At 71.9% G+C, this 15,195-nt stretch carries 13 protein-coding genes; 8 read left to right on the top strand and 5 right to left on the bottom strand.

Going from position 1 to position 15,195, the window contains the following annotated elements; all coding sequences use genetic code 11:
* The first annotated feature begins 54 nt into the window (after positions 1-54).
* Complete coding sequence (gene pdxH / locus ACZ5DS_RS23875; RefSeq protein WP_468241890.1) at positions 55-741, top strand: pyridoxamine 5'-phosphate oxidase; 687 nt, start codon at positions 55-57, stop codon at positions 739-741.
* Positions 742-1,220: 479 nt separating this feature from the next.
* Positions 1,221-2,663 carry a PAS domain-containing protein gene (locus ACZ5DS_RS23880; protein WP_468241893.1) on the top strand — a complete coding sequence of 481 codons (1,443 nt, stop codon included), beginning with the start codon at positions 1,221-1,223 and terminating at the stop codon, positions 2,661-2,663.
* A gap of 7 nt (positions 2,664-2,670) precedes the next feature.
* Here ACZ5DS_RS23880 and ACZ5DS_RS23885 read toward each other — a convergent pair whose 3' ends face one another.
* Positions 2,671-3,426, bottom strand: a complete 756-nt coding sequence (locus ACZ5DS_RS23885) for an SIS domain-containing protein (RefSeq protein WP_468241895.1) — start codon at positions 3,424-3,426, stop codon at positions 2,671-2,673.
* A gap of 298 nt (positions 3,427-3,724) precedes the next feature.
* On the opposite strand from ACZ5DS_RS23885, the gene ACZ5DS_RS23890 reads away from it, so the two are divergent.
* Positions 3,725-4,417, top strand: a complete 693-nt coding sequence (locus ACZ5DS_RS23890; RefSeq protein ID WP_067120881.1) for a metal-dependent transcriptional regulator — start codon at positions 3,725-3,727, stop codon at positions 4,415-4,417.
* Between the two features lie 299 nt (positions 4,418-4,716).
* Positions 4,717-5,577 (top strand): alpha/beta fold hydrolase, encoded by an 861-nt coding sequence (locus tag ACZ5DS_RS23895; protein ID WP_468241898.1) that lies wholly within the window; start codon positions 4,717-4,719, stop codon positions 5,575-5,577.
* A gap of 35 nt (positions 5,578-5,612) precedes the next feature.
* Here the strand turns inward: ACZ5DS_RS23895 and ACZ5DS_RS23900 are convergent, their stop codons facing one another.
* The 3 genes from ACZ5DS_RS23900 to ACZ5DS_RS23910 are packed head-to-tail and all read right to left on the bottom strand — an operon-like array spanning position 5,613 to position 8,668.
* Positions 5,613-7,199, bottom strand: a complete 1,587-nt coding sequence (locus tag ACZ5DS_RS23900; protein ID WP_468241900.1) for a transporter — start codon at positions 7,197-7,199, stop codon at positions 5,613-5,615.
* Positions 7,196-7,972, bottom strand: a complete 777-nt coding sequence (locus ACZ5DS_RS23905; RefSeq protein WP_468241902.1) for an ABC transporter ATP-binding protein — start codon at positions 7,970-7,972, stop codon at positions 7,196-7,198. Before ACZ5DS_RS23905 ends, ACZ5DS_RS23900 begins: the two co-directional genes overlap by 4 nt.
* Before the next feature lie 42 nt (positions 7,973-8,014).
* Positions 8,015-8,668 (bottom strand): bifunctional DNA primase/polymerase, encoded by a 654-nt coding sequence (locus ACZ5DS_RS23910; protein ID WP_468241905.1) that lies wholly within the window; start codon positions 8,666-8,668, stop codon positions 8,015-8,017.
* A gap of 276 nt (positions 8,669-8,944) precedes the next feature.
* Between ACZ5DS_RS23910 and ACZ5DS_RS23915 the strand changes: the two genes are divergently transcribed.
* Complete coding sequence (locus ACZ5DS_RS23915; protein WP_468241907.1) at positions 8,945-10,330, top strand: transcriptional regulator; 1,386 nt, start codon at positions 8,945-8,947, stop codon at positions 10,328-10,330.
* Between the two features lie 201 nt (positions 10,331-10,531).
* On the top strand, positions 10,532-12,208 hold the full coding sequence (locus ACZ5DS_RS23920) for a hypothetical protein (RefSeq protein WP_468241909.1): 1,677 nt from the start codon (positions 10,532-10,534) through the stop codon (positions 12,206-12,208).
* 30 nt (positions 12,209-12,238) lie between these two features.
* Here ACZ5DS_RS23920 and ACZ5DS_RS23925 read toward each other — a convergent pair whose 3' ends face one another.
* A complete protein-coding gene (locus tag ACZ5DS_RS23925) occupies positions 12,239-13,567 on the bottom strand; it encodes an ABC transporter substrate-binding protein (protein ID WP_468241911.1) in 1,329 nt (442 codons plus the stop codon).
* 117 nt (positions 13,568-13,684) lie between these two features.
* Here ACZ5DS_RS23925 and ACZ5DS_RS23930 point away from each other — a divergent pair, with 117 nt between their 5' ends.
* Entirely contained in the window at positions 13,685-14,185 is a 501-nt protein-coding gene (locus ACZ5DS_RS23930; protein ID WP_468241913.1) for an SCO4402 family protein, read from the top strand.
* Between the two features lie 111 nt (positions 14,186-14,296).
* Positions 14,297-15,178 carry a formyltetrahydrofolate deformylase gene (gene purU, locus ACZ5DS_RS23935; protein WP_468241915.1) on the top strand — a complete coding sequence of 294 codons (882 nt, stop codon included), beginning with the start codon at positions 14,297-14,299 and terminating at the stop codon, positions 15,176-15,178.
* Positions 15,179-15,195: the final 17 nt, after the last annotated feature.

A 15,195-nucleotide genomic window follows, 5' to 3' on the forward strand; every position in this document is an offset into this window, starting at 1 on the left:
GGGAGCCCACACGACACTGAGTGCCACTCACGTTCGATACGGCAAGATGACCGCGTGACCGACCGCGACATCAGTCTCGACCCCCTCGTCGATCCCGCAGCCATGCGCAAGCAGTACCGGGCCCAGGGCCTGGACGAGAAGGACCTCGCCTCGCATCCCATGGACCAGTTCTCCCGCTGGTTCGAGGACGCCGCCCGGGCGGCGTCACACGGCACGATCTACGAGCCCAACGCGATGGTCGTCTCCACGGCGGACGCCACGGGCCGCCCCAGCTCCCGCACGGTCCTGATGAAGCAGTACGACACCGACGGCTTCGTCTTCTACACCAACTACGACTCCCGCAAGGCCCGCGAGCTGGCCGTCAACCCGTACATCTCGTTGCTCTTTCCGTGGCATCCGATCGCCCGCCAGGTGATCGTCACGGGTGTCGCGCGCCGGACCGGCCGCGACGAGACCGCCGCGTACTTCCGCATGCGCCCGCACGGCTCCCAGCTGGGCGCCTGGGCCAGCGCCCAGTCCACGGTGATCCCGTCCCGTGACGGGCTGGACGCCGCCTATGCGGAGCTGGGCGCCCGCTACCCGGAGGGCGAGCAGGTGCCGGTCCCGCCGCACTGGGGCGGCTTCCGGATCGCGCCGGAGACGGTCGAGTTCTGGCAGGGCCGCGAGAACCGCCTGCACGACCGGCTGCGGTACGTGTCCCGACCGGATGGCGACTGGGACGTGGAGCGGCTCAGCCCCTGAAGGCGCTGCACCCTCCCCACACGCAGACGACCCGCGAGCTCGGTTCCTCCGCCTGTTCGGCGTCGGAGCCGGCCGGACGTGCCGGCGAGCTCGCGGGTCGGGTGACTGCGTTGGATTAGGCCGGCTGCGTGTTTGTCACACACGCTGGTCCGGCACCGCACATGGTGTGGTGGCAGGCCGCTAGCCCGCAGCCACCTCTTCTGTCCGGTATTCATACATCTGCCGAACCACCTCCTTTCCGAAGTAACGCCCACTCTAGGAACCGGCTTCCGGACGCTCAACTGTTTTTTCGAGAGATTGGCAGTGCGGCTTCCGGATGAGTGGGTTGATCTGCGGCTGGAGCCAGGGCCCGGTGGCGGGCATTGATTCCTGCAATGTTGCGGGAACAGGATGTGGGCTGCGTCACGTTCCAGTTGAATGAAGGCAAGTGAGCGAACCGAGCGCCGTACGTGCGCGGACGCAGCCTGCAGGGGGTCCAGGTGAGTGCTTCCCGGCGGAGTGGGACCACCGACGAGCTGGGGCCGGACGAGCCCGAGCCGGACGGTCCGCACAGCTCTGACGAGGGTCCGGAGGAGTCCGGCGGCTCCGATCTGCTCGCCGCGCTGCTGGACGGGATGGACGCGGCCCTGTGCGCCTTCGACGCGGACGGGGTCGTCACGCACTGGAACCGCGAGGCCGAGCGGATCCTCGGCTGGACGGCCGCCGAGGCGGTGGGGCGGCACGGGTTCGCGGGGTGGGCGGTGCGCAGTGCCGACGCCGAGGATGTCGAGGCGCGCCTGATGTCGGCCATGCATGCGCCGGGCCGGCAGGTGCACGAGTTCGCGCTGGTCACGAAGGACGGCGGACGGGTTCTCGTACGGACCCAGTCGGCTGCCGTGCGCGGGCCCGACGGGAAGCCGGCGGGGCTGTACTGCGCGTTCAGCGAGGTGCATGCGCAGATCGATCTGGAGCGGTCGATCGCGCTCAGCGAGGCGTTGTTCGAGGACGCCTCCTGGGGTGTCGTGCTGGTCGACGCCGATCTGCGGCCCGCCGTCGTCAATGCGCACGCGGCCCGTGCCCTGGGCATCGGGCGGACGTCCGCGCTCGGGCGGCCGCTCGGCGAGCTGCTCGCGCAGGGTGTGGAGGAGCTGGAGAGCGCGCTCACCCATGTCCTGGCCGAGGGTGCGCCGCCGGCGCCCGCCGAGATGTGGGTGACGGTGCGTACGTCCGAGGGGGAGAAGCGGCGCTGCTGGCGCAGTGGGTTCGTGCGGCTGGCCTCGCCGCTCGCCGAGGAGCCCGTGCCGCTCGGGGTCGGCTGGCTGTTCCAGGACGTCACGGACGCCAAGCAGGGCGAGCAGGAGGCGGCGCTGCTGCGGTTCCGCTCCAACCAGCTGCACCGGGCGGCCCGTGCCGCGGCCGAGTGCGAGGATCCGACGGAGGCGGCCACCGTCCACCTGGACTTCGCCCTCGCCGGGTTCGCCGACCATGCGCTGCTGGACCGGCTGGCGGGTGCCCCGCGCGCGGAGGGCGACGATGCGGTTCCGGTGCGGCTGGTGCGGCTGGCCGCGTCGCCCGCCGGAGCGCCGGGGCCCAGCCTGCTGACGGGCGCCGCGGGGCTGCCGCTGCGCTACGAGGAGGGGCATCCGGCGCTGAGCTGTGTGGAGCGGGCGGGAACCGTGCGTGCGGACGCCGGGTCCGTTCCGGCCGAGCAGGCGCGGGAGTGGGCGCGGGCCCGGCAGTGGCCCGAGGACGCGGTGTACGCGCTGTGTGCGGTGCTGCGCAGCCGGGGCCGGACGCTGGGTGTGGTCACGTTCCTGCGCGGGTCCGGCCGCAGCCGTTTCGAGCGTGCGGACGCGGCCTACGCGGAGGACGTGGCCGTACGGATCGCGGCGGAGCTGGATCTGGCGGAGGCGGTGCGGGAGAAGCCGGGGGAGCAGCAGTAGCCGGTGCTCAGTGCCGGTAGAAGATCCGGTCCGCGTACTCCGTCATGATCCGTCCGTTCCAGTCGTGGCCGCCGTCGACGTTGCCGGAGCGCAGCAGCGGGGGTTCGATGCCGCGGTCGGCGAGGGCGGCGGCCGTGGTGGCCATGACGGCCTGCATCAGGGCGCTGGTGACGACCGTGGAGGCGGGGGCGAAGGGGGCGGGGATGGTGTCGAGGGTGAGTTCGGCGTCGCCGACGGCGATCTTCGAGTCCAGGACGATGTCGCAGTGGTCCTTCAGGAAGGTGCCCGAGGCGTGCCGGGACGTGGTCTCAGAGGCGTACGCCACCGATGTCACGCCGATGACCTTCACGCCGAGGGCGCGGGCGTTGAGAGCCATCTCCACGGGCAGGGCGTTGCGGCCGGACAGGGAGATGATCACGAGGGCGTCGCCGGCGCGGATCGGGGAGGTGTCGAGGACGGCGCCGGCGAGTCCGTCGACGCGTTCGAGGGCGGAGCCGAGGGTGGCGGGGGTGACGTCGACGCCGACGACTCCGGGGACGGCGAGGAGGTTCATCAGGGCGAGACCGCCGGCGCGGTAGACGACGTCCTGCGCGGGCAGCGAGGAGTGTCCGGCGCCGAAGGCGAACAGGCGGCCGCCGGCCGCGACGGTGTCGGCGAGGAGGGTGCCGGCCGCGGTGATCGCCTCGGCCTCCTCCTCGCGGACCCGTTGCAGCAGGCCGATGGCGGCGTCGAAGAACAGGTCGGCAGGCGTGCCGTCGCTCATGCGGTGCCCCTTCGCAGCGTCTGTGTCGCGGATCACCGTGCGGTCTGGACCAGTGCGGTGTCAATACGGCCGGGGGCTGTACGGGTGCCATGTGCTGCGGTTCCCCAGGGGCGCGGGGCTGTATCGATGTGCGGCTCCGCCGCGGTGGGCACGAACAGCCGCATACTGCCCACGGCCGACGAGATCGCAGCGGCCCCCGTTTTCCCGGTACCCCCCGCTTGTCGGTGGGGTACGGCAGAATTGGTTGCAGGGCCAGCGCACGCGCCGGGCTTCCGGCAGAGGTAATCGAGGGGCACGTATGTCCGGACTGATCGACACCACGGAGATGTATCTCCGCACCATCCTCGAACTCGAAGAGGAAGGCGTCGTCCCCATGCGCGCCCGCATCGCGGAGCGGCTGGACCAGAGCGGGCCGACGGTGAGCCAGACGGTGGCGCGCATGGAGCGCGACGGACTGGTCTCGGTGGCCAGCGACCGCCATCTGGAGCTGACCGACGAGGGCCGCAGGCTGGCCACGCGGGTGATGCGCAAGCACCGTCTCGCGGAGTGTCTGCTGGTCGATGTGATCGGCCTGGAGTGGGAGCAGGTCCACGCGGAGGCGTGCCGCTGGGAGCACGTGATGAGCGAGGCGGTGGAGCGCCGGGTCCTGGAGCTGCTGCGGCACCCGACCGAGTCGCCGTACGGCAACCCGATCCCGGGCCTGGAGGAGCTGGGCGAGAAGGACGGGGCGGACCCGTTCCTGGACGAGGGCATGGTGTCGCTGGCCGACCTGGACCCGGGCAGCGACGGCAAGACGGTCGTGGTCCGCCGGATCGGCGAGCCGATCCAGACGGACGCCCAGCTGATGTACACGCTGCGCCGCGCGGGTGTGCAGCCCGGCTCGGTGGTGAGCGTGACGGAGTCGGCCGGCGGGGTGCTGGTGGGCAGCGGCGGCGAGGCGGCCGAGCTGGAGGCGGACGTCGCCTCGCATGTGTTCGTCGCCAAGCGCTGAGGCACAGAAGAGCCCCGGCGCCGTGTGGCGCCGGGGCCTGTCCTCCCCTGTGCCGACCCGGAGCCCCGAGCTCTCAGGGTCGTCCCCCTCGGACCGTTTTTCCCCGAGCGGTCCGCCTCCCGCCAGAAAGATCCCCTCGGCGGCGGCGATCATTCCTTGAGGGGTGTCACTCGAACGAGGGGTGTTGTCCGCAGAGGCCGTATTTTCGAATACGCATTCGATAGTCTGCGGCGGCAGCACGACGGCGACAACGGCAGTACACCGGTGCGAGGCAGGCGGAGCTGGGGGGTGCCAGACCGATGGCACGGCGTATCGATGTGACGGGAGCGGGCGGGGTGCGCCTGGCCGCGTGGGAGTTCGCGGACCCGCCCAAACCGGAGGCGGAGCCCGGCGCCCCGGGCGTGCTGTTACTCCACGGCCTGATGGGCCGCGCCTCGCACTGGGCGTCCACCGCCCGCTGGCTCGCCGAGCGCCACCGCGCCGTCGCGCTCGACCAGCGCGGCCACGGCCAGAGCGACAAGCTCCCGCAGGCCGCGTACACCCGGGAGGCCTACGTCGAGGACGCCGAGGCCGCCCTCGAACAGCTCGGCCTCGCCCCCGCCGTCCTCATCGGCCACGCCATGGGCGCCCTGACCGCCTGGCAGCTCGCCGCGAAACGCCCCGACCTGGTGCGGGGCCTGATCATCTGTGACATGCGGGCCTCCGCGCTGGGCGCGGCCTCGCAGCGGGAGTGGGCGGACTGGTTCAAGGCCTGGCCCGTTCCCTTCGCCACGCTGGCAGACGTACGCAAGTGGTTCGGTGAGGACGATCCGTGGGTGGAGCGGCCGAACCCTGCGCGGGGGGAGTTCTACGCCGAGGTGATGCACGAGTCTGCCGACGGCTGGCGGCCCGTTTTCGACCGCGACCAGATGCTGAAGTCCCGTGAGACCTGGGTCTATGACGCGCACTGGGAGGAGTTGGCCCAGGTGCGGTGCCCTGCTCTTGTCGTCCGTGGACTTGATGGGGAGTTGGGGCGGGCGGAGGCGCAGGAGATGGTGCGGGTGCTGCCTCTTGGGGAGTATGCGGAGGTTGCCGAGGCCGGGCACCTTGTTCACTATGACCAGCCGGTGGCCTGGCGGAGTGCTGTCGAGCCGTTTCTCGAGGCTGTGCTGGGTGTTTGAGCGGTGTTGCGCCTTCTCGTCTGCGTGTGGCGCCGTCAGCCCTTGCTGACCGCCGTCAGGATCTCCGGCAGGCGGGTCGCCGTTCGGGGAGCCGCCAGCCTCAGGCCCAGCAGCGTGAGGGTAGCGCCGTAGACCGCCCCCACCGGCAGCAGCAGCCACCTCCACGCATGGCCGTCCGCTGTCACGTTCAGCCAGATCGTCGCCGTGATGACGGGGGAGCAGAGCAGGGCCGCTGCGACCATGCCGCCGAAGACGGAGATCCAGGCGAGGCCCGCCTGGCCGGGGGCCACGTTCTTGTGGCCCTCCTGCGGGATGGAGTACGGGAAGCGGGCCGAGGTCCAGGCGCCGGTGGCCAGCATCGCGCCGAGCAGGGCGAGGGACAGGCCGAGCGCCTCCGGCAGCCGGGCCCAGGCGCCGAGCAGCGCGGTCGTCAGGGCGGTGACGAGGGCGGCGTACGGCAGGGTGATCACCAGCAGGGCCAGTGCGCGCCCGCGCAGCTCGGTGTAGGCGTCCCGCGGTGAGGAGATCGTCAGGGCCACCATCCAGAAGGCCGAGGTGTCCTGCCCGAACTGGTTGTACATCTGGATGCCGAGCATGCCGGCGGCGAAGCACGCGAAGTAGATCGACCCGGTGCCCTGCACCGCGTTGAACACCGGCACGATCAGCCCGATGGCCAGCGAGGTCACCCAGGCGGCCTTGGTCTTCGGGTCGCGCCAGACGTAGCGCAGGCTGCGCTCCATGACCGTACCCGTGCGCCCGCCCGGAAGCAGCTGCCGGAGCCCGGCCGGGGAACGGTCGCGTACCCCCGCGTCGGCCGCCTGGAGCGTGGATCCGTCGGGCGAGGTCATCAGTCGGGCCAGACTGCGCGCCCAGACCACGATCAGCAGCGCCAACGCCGCTGCGGACAACGCGAGTTGGCCGAGAGCCGTGCTGTACTCCCCCTCGCTCGCCGAGCGCACCGCCCCCACCGCCGACGCGGGCGGCACCCAGGAGAGCACGTCCGCGGCCGGCTGCAGTTGCCCGAGTCCCGTCGAACCCAGCCGCTGTGCGCCGAAGTTGACCAGCTGCGCCCCGATGGCGATCACCAGTCCGCTCAGCACGGCCAGATCGCGGCCCCTCCTGCTCGTCAGCAGCCGTACGTTGGCCGCGGCGACGGACCGCGCGAGCGCCACGCAGACCAGCAGGGCGAGGACGACGGCCACGACGGAGACGGCACAGCCCGCTGCGCCGTGCGCCACCGACAGCACGCACCCCACCAGCACCAGCAGCGTGAACAGCGGCCCGATCCCGACCAGCGAGGCGGCCAGCAGGGCCCGGACCAGCGGCCGGGGCGACAGCGGCAGCAGCACCAGCCGGGTCGGGTCCAGCGTCTCGTCACCGCTCGGGAAGAACAGCGGCATCACCGCCCAGCCCAGCGCCAGCACGGCCGTACCCGGCACGGCGGCGGCCTCGGCGTGCGCGTGCCCGCGCAGAGCCACGAAGCCGAGCAGCTGGAGCAGCGCGAACAGCAGCGTGACGACGGCCGACGCGACGAACGCGGCCCGCCGGCCCGTGGACTGCCTGAGTCCGTTCCGCAGCAGCGACAGCTTCAGCCGTACGACGGTGGAGGTCAGGCTCGTCATCGGGTCGCCCCGCCGCCCAGCCAGTCCAGATCGGACGCGGCGTCCCGGCCGCGCGCCCCCACCAGCTCCAGGAAGGCCGCCTGCAGGGTGGGATGCTCCCCGCGCACCTCGGCCGGCGTGCCCGTCGCCCGGATGCGGCCCGCCGCCATGACGGCCACCCAGTCGCACAGCGACTCGACCAGCTCCATCACGTGCGAGGAGAACACGACGGTGGCGCCGGAGGCGGTGTACCGCTCCAGCACGCCCCGGATCGTCTGCGCGGAGACCGGGTCGACGCCCTCGAACGGCTCGTCCAGGAAGAGCACGTCGGGATTGTGGAGGAGCGCGGCCGCGAGCCCGATCTTCTTGCGCATGCCGGTCGAGTAGTCCACGACGAGCTTGTGCTGCGCCCCGGCCAGGTCGAGCACGTCCAGCAACTGCGTGGCCCGCTTGTCGACCTCGGCACCGGGCAGCCCCCGCAGCCGCCCCGAGTACCCGAGCAGCTCCCGCCCCGACAGCCGCTCGAACAGCCGCAGCCCCTCGGGCAGCACCCCGATCCGCGCCTTCACGGCCACCGGGTCCCGCCACACGTCGTGCCCGACGACCTCGACGGACCCCTGATCGGGCCGCAGCAACCCGGTCACCATGGACAACGTGGTGGTCTTCCCGGCCCCGTTCGGCCCGACCAGCCCGATGAACTTCCCGGCGGGCAGATCGAGATCGATCCCGCCGACGGCAACCTGCGCCCCGAACTGCTTCCAGAGCCCACGCACACGCACTGCAGCCTCGGTCATGCAGGAACCCTACGCGGCTGCAGCCGACTTGAAGGGGCGCGGCTACCGATCCCGTCCGCAGGCATACGCAAGCGGTGAGATCAGCTCCTCCGCATCCGGCAGCCACCGATTGGCGGGAGTGGGCCGGCAAGCCCACTGAACCGCCCCCCGGGACGCGAACCGGGTCGGAGGAGCAGCCACGTAACCGCCCTCCCCCAACGGCACGAGATCCAGCGAGGCCAACGACCACCCCAACTTCCGCACCAGTTCAGGAACCTTCACCGAAGCCCCCGGCAGCACGAAGAACTGCATACGCCGGTCGGGAGTCAACGTCACCGGCCCCAGCGTCAGCTCCATCCGCTCCATACGAGCGAGCGCCAGGAACCCCGCACTCTCCGGGACGGACAACGCATCGAACGTACGCCCCGTCGGCAGCAGGATCGACGCCGTCGGCTGCTTCTGCCACATCCGGCGCGCGACGGTCGCACTGCCGGTCGCCTGGGTCGTCCAGTCGGGGCGCGTGGGATGCGCACCCGGCGCAGGACAGGAAGCATCGCCGCACGAGCAGCGCTGCGCCCCGTCGACGGCTTCCAGCCAGGCGCCCGGGAACACGTCCCAGTGCCGCTCCTCGGCGTAGCGTACGGCGGTTTCCAGCAGCGATTCCCCGCGCTGCTGCGGAATCTGAGCGGCTTGGGTGCCGGCGATCGTCTCTTCCACGTTTCACTCAACTCCCGCACCCACCTGGAGTTACGGCCCATGCGTGCGCGGGGGAGGAGCACCGGCCCCGCAGCCGGGGCGCATGGGTGCACGGGTGGGGGCGCGCAGGAGGAAGCAGGGCGTGGGGTGGGTAGCCAGCGATGGGGATGGCATCTGCCTTTACCCCGGCAAACCGCACATGTCACGCATTGACGGTATGTCAGCTGGGCAGTGATCTTCACGACCGGACTCTTCCGGCCGGAACATCACGCTCCAGGGGTTCGCAGGGGGTAGCACATGGCCGCAAGGCCTCTCGTCGCGAGGCAGCCGAACGAACGGCTGCAGGCACTCATCCAGGAAGCGGGGTGCTCGAACGCCGGGCTGGCCCGGCGGGTCAACATGTGCGGCGCCGAGCACGGTCTCGACCTGCGCTACGACAAGACGTCCGTGGCCCGTTGGCTGCGCGGTCAGCAGCCGCGGGGCCGGGCCCCGGCGATCATCGCGGAGGCGCTCGGGCGCAAGCTCGGCCGTACGGTCACGATCGACGAGATCGGCATGGCCAACGGCAAGAACCTCGCCTCGGGGGTCGGTCTCCAGTTCTCGCCGACGGTACTGGGGGCCATCGAGCAGGTCTGCGAGCTGTGGCGCAGCGACGTGGGCCGGCGGGACTTCCTGTCCGGCTCGTCCGTCGCCGCCTCCGCACTGGTCGAGCCCAGCCGCGACTGGCTGATCTCGGCGCCGGACGCCCAGGTGTCCCGGCAGGCGGGCCCACGCGTGGGCCAGTCCGACGTGGCCGCCGTACGGTCCATGACCCAGGCGCTGGTGGACCTCGACCACCAGTACGGCAGCGGGCATGTGCGCCCGGTCGTCGTCCACTACCTCAACAGCGTCGTCTCCGGGCTGCTCGCGGGGTCGTACCGCGAGGCGGTCGGCCGCGACCTCTTCGCGACCGTCGCCCGGCTCACCGAGCTGGCCGGGTACATGGCGGTCGACACCGGGCAGCCGGGCCTGGCCCAGCGGTACTACATCCAGTCGCTGCGCCTGGCGCAGGCGGCCGGCGACCGTGGCTACGGCGGTTACATCCTCGCCGCCTCCATGAGCCACCTCGCCGCTCAGCTCGGCAACCCGCGCGAGATCGCCCAGCTGGCGCGGGCCGCGCAGGAAGGGGCGCGCGGGCATGTGACCCCGCGCGCGGAGGCGATGTTCCATGCGGCCGAGGCTCGCGGGCACGCCCTGCTCGGTGACGTCCGCGCCGCGCAGGCGGCCTGCGGGCGGGCCGTCTCGGCGATGGAGCAGGCGGATGCGGTATCCGGCGACGACCCGGTGTGGATCGCGCACTTCGACGAGGCCTATCTGGCCGACGAGCTGGCGCACTGCCACCGCGACCTGGGCCAGGCCGAGGCGGCGGCGCGCTATGCCGAGCAGTCGCTGGCCGGGCATCCCGAGTCCCGGGCCCGGCGCCGCGCCATCGGCTATGTGCTGCTCGCCACGGCCCAGGTGCAGCAGCGCGAGATCGAGCAGGCGTGCACCACCGGGATGAAGGCGGTGGAGCTGCTGGAGACGCTGCGCTCCAACCGGGGCGCCGAGTACCTGGAGGACCTGCAGCAGCGCCTGGAACCCTTCCGGGACGAAGCGGTCGTACGGGAGTTCGGGGCCCGACTCGACCTCCAGCAGGCCGCCTGAACATCGGCCCCCCGGTTGCGTGAACGCACGGGAAACGGCACCCGGATCCACGACCGTTCCCTTGAACAGCGCACCGCGGGGCCGTTTTGTTACTGCTGTCACAGGGAACAAGATCGCGCCCTGAGCTGCGTGGCACCCGGCTCGGGGGACCCGGTAGCGTGAGCCGACGATTCCGAAGGTCCCCCATTCGTAGGAGTCCCGGTGACGCAGAGTGGACAGGGCGAGGAGCCCTCGGCGCAGCCCGCGCGCGAAGGCATCGTGCTGCCCTCCGACGGAGGCGAGCCCCTGCTGCCGGGCATGGCGGGGCCCCCGGCCGCCGCCGCACCGGCCGGCGGCCAGGCCTGGGGCGGCTCGTGGGGCCCCGGCGGGCAGCAGGCGCCGCAGCAGGACCAGGGCTGGCCTCAGGCGCCCGCCCAGCAGTGGGGCGCCCCGGAACAGCAGCCGCCCGCCGGCCAGGGCCCCGGCCCGCTGCCCCCGGAGGGCGCACCGGCTCCGTCGTACGGCGGCCAGGCCTACGGCACGCCCGGACAAGCCCCGGCGTACGGCGCCCAGGCCCCTGGTGGGTACGGCGGCGCCCCGTACGACGGCGGCTCGCAGCCTCAGGACTCCGCGGCCCGGCAGCCCGCCCACGGTGCCCCGGCCCCGTACCAGCAGCAGTACCCGGCCGCGCCCCTGCCCGCCGCCGTGCCGGACGTCTATCCGGCGCAGGGCGCGGCGCTGTCTCCGGCGGCCGACGGCGCGACCCAGTACATACCGCCGGTTCCCGGGGCCGCCGCGCCGGCACCGGCTGACGAGGGCGCGACCCAGTACATACCGCCCGTCCCCACGGCCACCGCGGCCGAGGGGGCGACCCAGTACCTGCCCCCGGTCCCGGCGGCCCCTGCCGACGAGGGCGCCACGCAGTACATACCGCCGGTGGCCGCAGGCGCGCTGCCGCCCGAGGCGGTCGGCGAGCAGACGCGGTATCTGGGGCTCACGCAGCAGCCGCCCGCGCACCCCGACGCCCAGGCCACGCAGTACATCCCGCCCTACGGCGCCCAGGCGCAGGGCGGGGACCGGCAGCCGCCCGCCGAGTTCGACAACCTCTTCCGCAGCGGGCCGGGAGGCGGGCAGAGCCCGGCCGGCGCCACGCAGCAGATGCCGCGCATCCAGCCGCAGAGCGGCTACGGTCAGCCGCAGACCGGCTACCCCGGCCCGGCGCAGCCGTCGTACAGCCCGCCCATGGACGACGACGGCGGGCGCCGGGGCGGCCGTAGCGGTTCGAAGGTGCCGCTGATCGCCGCGGTGGGCGTCGGCATCGTCGTCGTCGGAGTCGGCGTCGGTGCGCTGTTCAGCGGCGGTGGCGGCGACAAGGGCGACGACAACAAGACCGTCGCGGCCGCCTCCCCGGCCACCCAGGACTCCGCCTCGGCGGCCGCCGACCCCGCGAAGGAGCAGGCCGTCGCCCTGGACAAGCTGCTCGCCGACAGCGGCAGCAGCCGCGCCTCGGTGATCCGGGCGGTGGCGAACGTCAAGCAGTGCAACAACCTCGGCCAGGCCGCCTCCGACCTGCGCGACGCGGCCAGGCAGCGCACCGACCTGGTGACCCGGCTCGGCAAGCTGTCCGTCGACAAGCTGCCGGGCAACGCCGAACTGACCGCCGCCCTCACCAAGGCCTGGCAGGCCTCCGCGGCCGCCGACAACCACTACGCGGCCTGGGCCGACCAGGCGGGCAGCGGCAAGGGCTGCAAGAAGGGCCACGCCCGCGTCACCGGCCAGACCCAGGCGGGCAACCGGGAGAGCGGCACCGCCAGCCAGCAGAAGGTGAAGGCCGCCGGGCTGTGGAACGCCATCGCGCAGAAGTACGGCCTGACCCAGCGCCAGCCCACCCAGCTGTGAGGCGGGACCGGCGGGAGCCGGGGCGCAGGGTCAGTCGATCTGGGCGCTCTCCAGCGTCCTGGTCATGTCGGTGATCCCGTCGATGCCCGAGCCCGCGGTCTTCTTCGCCGCGACCAGCCGGCCGTCCTGGACGACCTGGAGGGTCACGTCGGCGTTGACGAGCCGCGGGAAGCCGACCCCGGCCAGCTTGCTCTCGTAGGGCCAGTGCAGGGTCGGGGTGAGGCCGCCCGTGGACACGTGCAGGCCGTCGTTGAGGGTGTGCCGCACGCTGTCGGCGGTCACCTCGCCGGAGCCGATCTTCTCCAGTACGGCCTTCAGCACGGTGTAGGCGATCCAGGTGGTCTGCACTCCGGCGTCCGCGGGGTCGATGCGGTTGTCGCCGAAGGCCTCCTTGTTGATCACCTTCTTCATCGGGTCCCAGCGGGCGTCGGACGAAACCGGGTACCAGCCGGTGATGTACGCCCCCTCGTACGGCCCCGACGCCCCGCCCGTCGCGTTGATCACCGTCTGGTCGACGCTGCCCAGCACCGTCGCCGTCCGCACCGACGGGTAGTCCTCGCGGGCCCGCCGGAAGGAGTCCATGAAGGTGTTGGTGCGGTCCCCGAGCGCGGGCACCACGCACCCCTTGCGGGTCGCGTCCTTCGTGGCCCCCCGCAGCGCCTGACCGACCTGGCTGTCGTACTCGGTGGCGTTCTCGGCGGCGAGCTGGTCGTCGGCCGCCGCGTGCCCGCCCGCCTTCAGGCCCGAGTCGAGCAGCGCGGGCAGCTGGTCCCCGGCGATGCTGTCGGGGCGGACCAGGGAGATCCGGCCGCAGGCGGCGGACAGCGCCCTGCCGAGGCCGGCCAGGAGGGCGGGCTGCCCCCCGTTGACCGGGTACACCATGGGGCCGGTGAACTCCTCGCTGGTGACGCCGTAGCCGCCGATGTAGGGGATGCCGGCGCTCTCCAGCGGGGCGAGGAAGGAGTCGCCGAACTGGCTGTAGGAGCCGACGACCGCGACGACGTCCTCGGCCGCCGCCCACCGGGCGCACTTCGCCGCGCCCACGCTGTCGTTGTGGTCGTTGCAGGTCAGGATCTCGAGCTTGCGGCCGTTGATGCCGCCCTGGGAGTTGATCCACTTGCCGTAGGTGCGGGCCATCGCGGGCATGCCGGGCTTGTTGGTGGCGTCCGTGTTCTCGGGTGCCCAGGTCATGACCTTGATCGAGTCATCCCCGGAGCCCCCCGTGGCACCGGGGATGACCCCGCATCCGGCGGTGAGCGACGCGGCGGCGGCCAGGGCACCCGCGGACAGGGCGGTGCCTCTGACGGGCCGGGAGAAGGATCGGAGGATGCTGCGGGGGGTGCGTCGCCTGCCGGTCATGAACACGCACGATTCCGTCACACTGCTAACCGTGGAGTGCTCCATGGTCAACGAAGAGTGACACGGAGGTGAATTACGGGGGTCGGTGAGACTCGTGTGACGAGGAACGTACGATCGATGACCGTGCAAGCTCCGGAGAACTCTTCCCGTCGCGGCCGTCGCTCCTCCACCATGGGCGGCATGCCACTGAACGACATGCCGTGGTGGCGCTGGCGCAGCAATGTGCGCTCCGCGCTGCACATGCTCTCCGATCCGGCGTTCCAGCAGAACGTCTGGCTGGCCGGTGTGGACGGATACGGCGACGTCACCGACGCCGTGTACCGCCTGGTGGAGGACACCTGGCTGGACAACTGGTCCGCAGAGAAGTACGTCGGCACGATATTCCGGGACTCGCAGGAGGCGGCGCTCGTCGACACCGCCGTGCTGCGGGTGCTGAGGATCATGCACCAGGTCGGCCCGGACGCGCCGGTCTCCGCCTACCTCGACCACCACGGGTGGCCGGAGGCGGTGCGGGCGGCCCGGGACGCGCACATACGCCTCGCGGCGAGCGACGGTGACGACCCCGACGCACCTCCGCGGAGCCTGGAAGTACTGCGGATCGTGACCAGGTCCGCGTAAGCGGGGTCCGGCTCTTCCTGCGGCGGCGCCCGGCGCCGCAGGCCGTGCCCACCCGTCCCGCCCTGCGGGACGATTGCCCACGGCGCGTGGCCGTATGGGACCCTGTGGTGCATGAACGAGCAGTCCGCCCCGGCCGCCGCCCCGGCCGACCAGTACGTCCTCACCCTCTCCTGCCCGGACAAGCAGGGCATCGTGCACGCCGTGTCGAGCTACCTGTTCATGACCGGCTGCAACATCGAGGACAGCCAGCAGTTCGGCGACCACGACACGGGACTGTTCTTCATGCGCGTCCACTTCTCGGCGGACGCGCCGCTGACCGTGGACAAGCTGCGGGCGAGCTTCGCGGCGATCGGTGACACCTTCCACATGGACTGGCAGCTCAACCGGGCCGACGAGAAGATGCGCATCGTCCTGATGGTCAGCAAGTTCGGCCACTGCCTGAACGACCTGCTCTTCCGCGCCAGCATCGGCGCCCTGCCGGTGGAGATCGCGGCCGTGGTCTCCAACCACACGGATTTCCAGGAGCTGGTGGGCTCGTACCACGTCCCCTTCCACCACATCCCGGTGACGAAGGAGACCAAGGCGCAGGCCGAGGCACAGCTGCTGGAGATCGTGCGCGAGGAGAACGTCGAACTGGTCGTCCTCGCCCGCTACATGCAGGTCCTCTCGGACGACCTGTGCAAGCAGCTCAGCGGCCGGATCATCAACATCCACCACTCCTTCCTGCCGAGCTTCAAGGGCGCCAAGCCGTACCACCAGGCGCACGCCCGGGGCGTGAAGCTGATCGGTGCCACCGCGCACTATGTGACGGCCGACCTCGACGAGGGCCCGATCATCGAGCAGGAGGTCGAGCGGGTGGGGCACGGTGTGACGCCGGACCAACTGGTCGCCATCGGACGGGACGTGGAGTGCCAGGCACTCGCGCGCGCGGTGAAGTGGCACGCGGAGCGCCGGATCCTGCTCAACGGCCGCCGGACGGTGATCTTCGCCTGAGGGCCGCCGATTAGGCT

Source organism: Streptomyces sp. NPDC031100 (genome assembly GCF_055570785.1).

Excerpts from the sequence above, each read along its gene's own strand:
- ACZ5DS_RS23885 (WP_468241895.1), bottom strand. The coding sequence starts at position 3,426 with ATGAGCGACGGCACGCCTGCCGACCTGTTCTTCGACGCCGCCATCGGC.
- ACZ5DS_RS23890 (WP_067120881.1), top strand. The coding sequence starts at position 3,725 with ATGTCCGGACTGATCGACACCACGGAGATGTATCTCCGCACCATCCTC.
- ACZ5DS_RS23895 (WP_468241898.1), top strand. The coding sequence starts at position 4,717 with ATGGCACGGCGTATCGATGTGACGGGAGCGGGCGGGGTGCGCCTGGCC.
- ACZ5DS_RS23900 (WP_468241900.1), bottom strand. The coding sequence starts at position 7,199 with ATGACGAGCCTGACCTCCACCGTCGTACGGCTGAAGCTGTCGCTGCTG.
- ACZ5DS_RS23905 (WP_468241902.1), bottom strand. The coding sequence starts at position 7,972 with ATGACCGAGGCTGCAGTGCGTGTGCGTGGGCTCTGGAAGCAGTTCGGG.
- ACZ5DS_RS23915 (WP_468241907.1), top strand. The coding sequence starts at position 8,945 with ATGGCCGCAAGGCCTCTCGTCGCGAGGCAGCCGAACGAACGGCTGCAG.
- ACZ5DS_RS23925 (WP_468241911.1), bottom strand. The coding sequence starts at position 13,567 with ATGACCGGCAGGCGACGCACCCCCCGCAGCATCCTCCGATCCTTCTCC.
- ACZ5DS_RS23930 (WP_468241913.1), top strand. The coding sequence starts at position 13,685 with ATGACCGTGCAAGCTCCGGAGAACTCTTCCCGTCGCGGCCGTCGCTCC.
- purU (WP_468241915.1), top strand. The coding sequence starts at position 14,297 with ATGAACGAGCAGTCCGCCCCGGCCGCCGCCCCGGCCGACCAGTACGTC.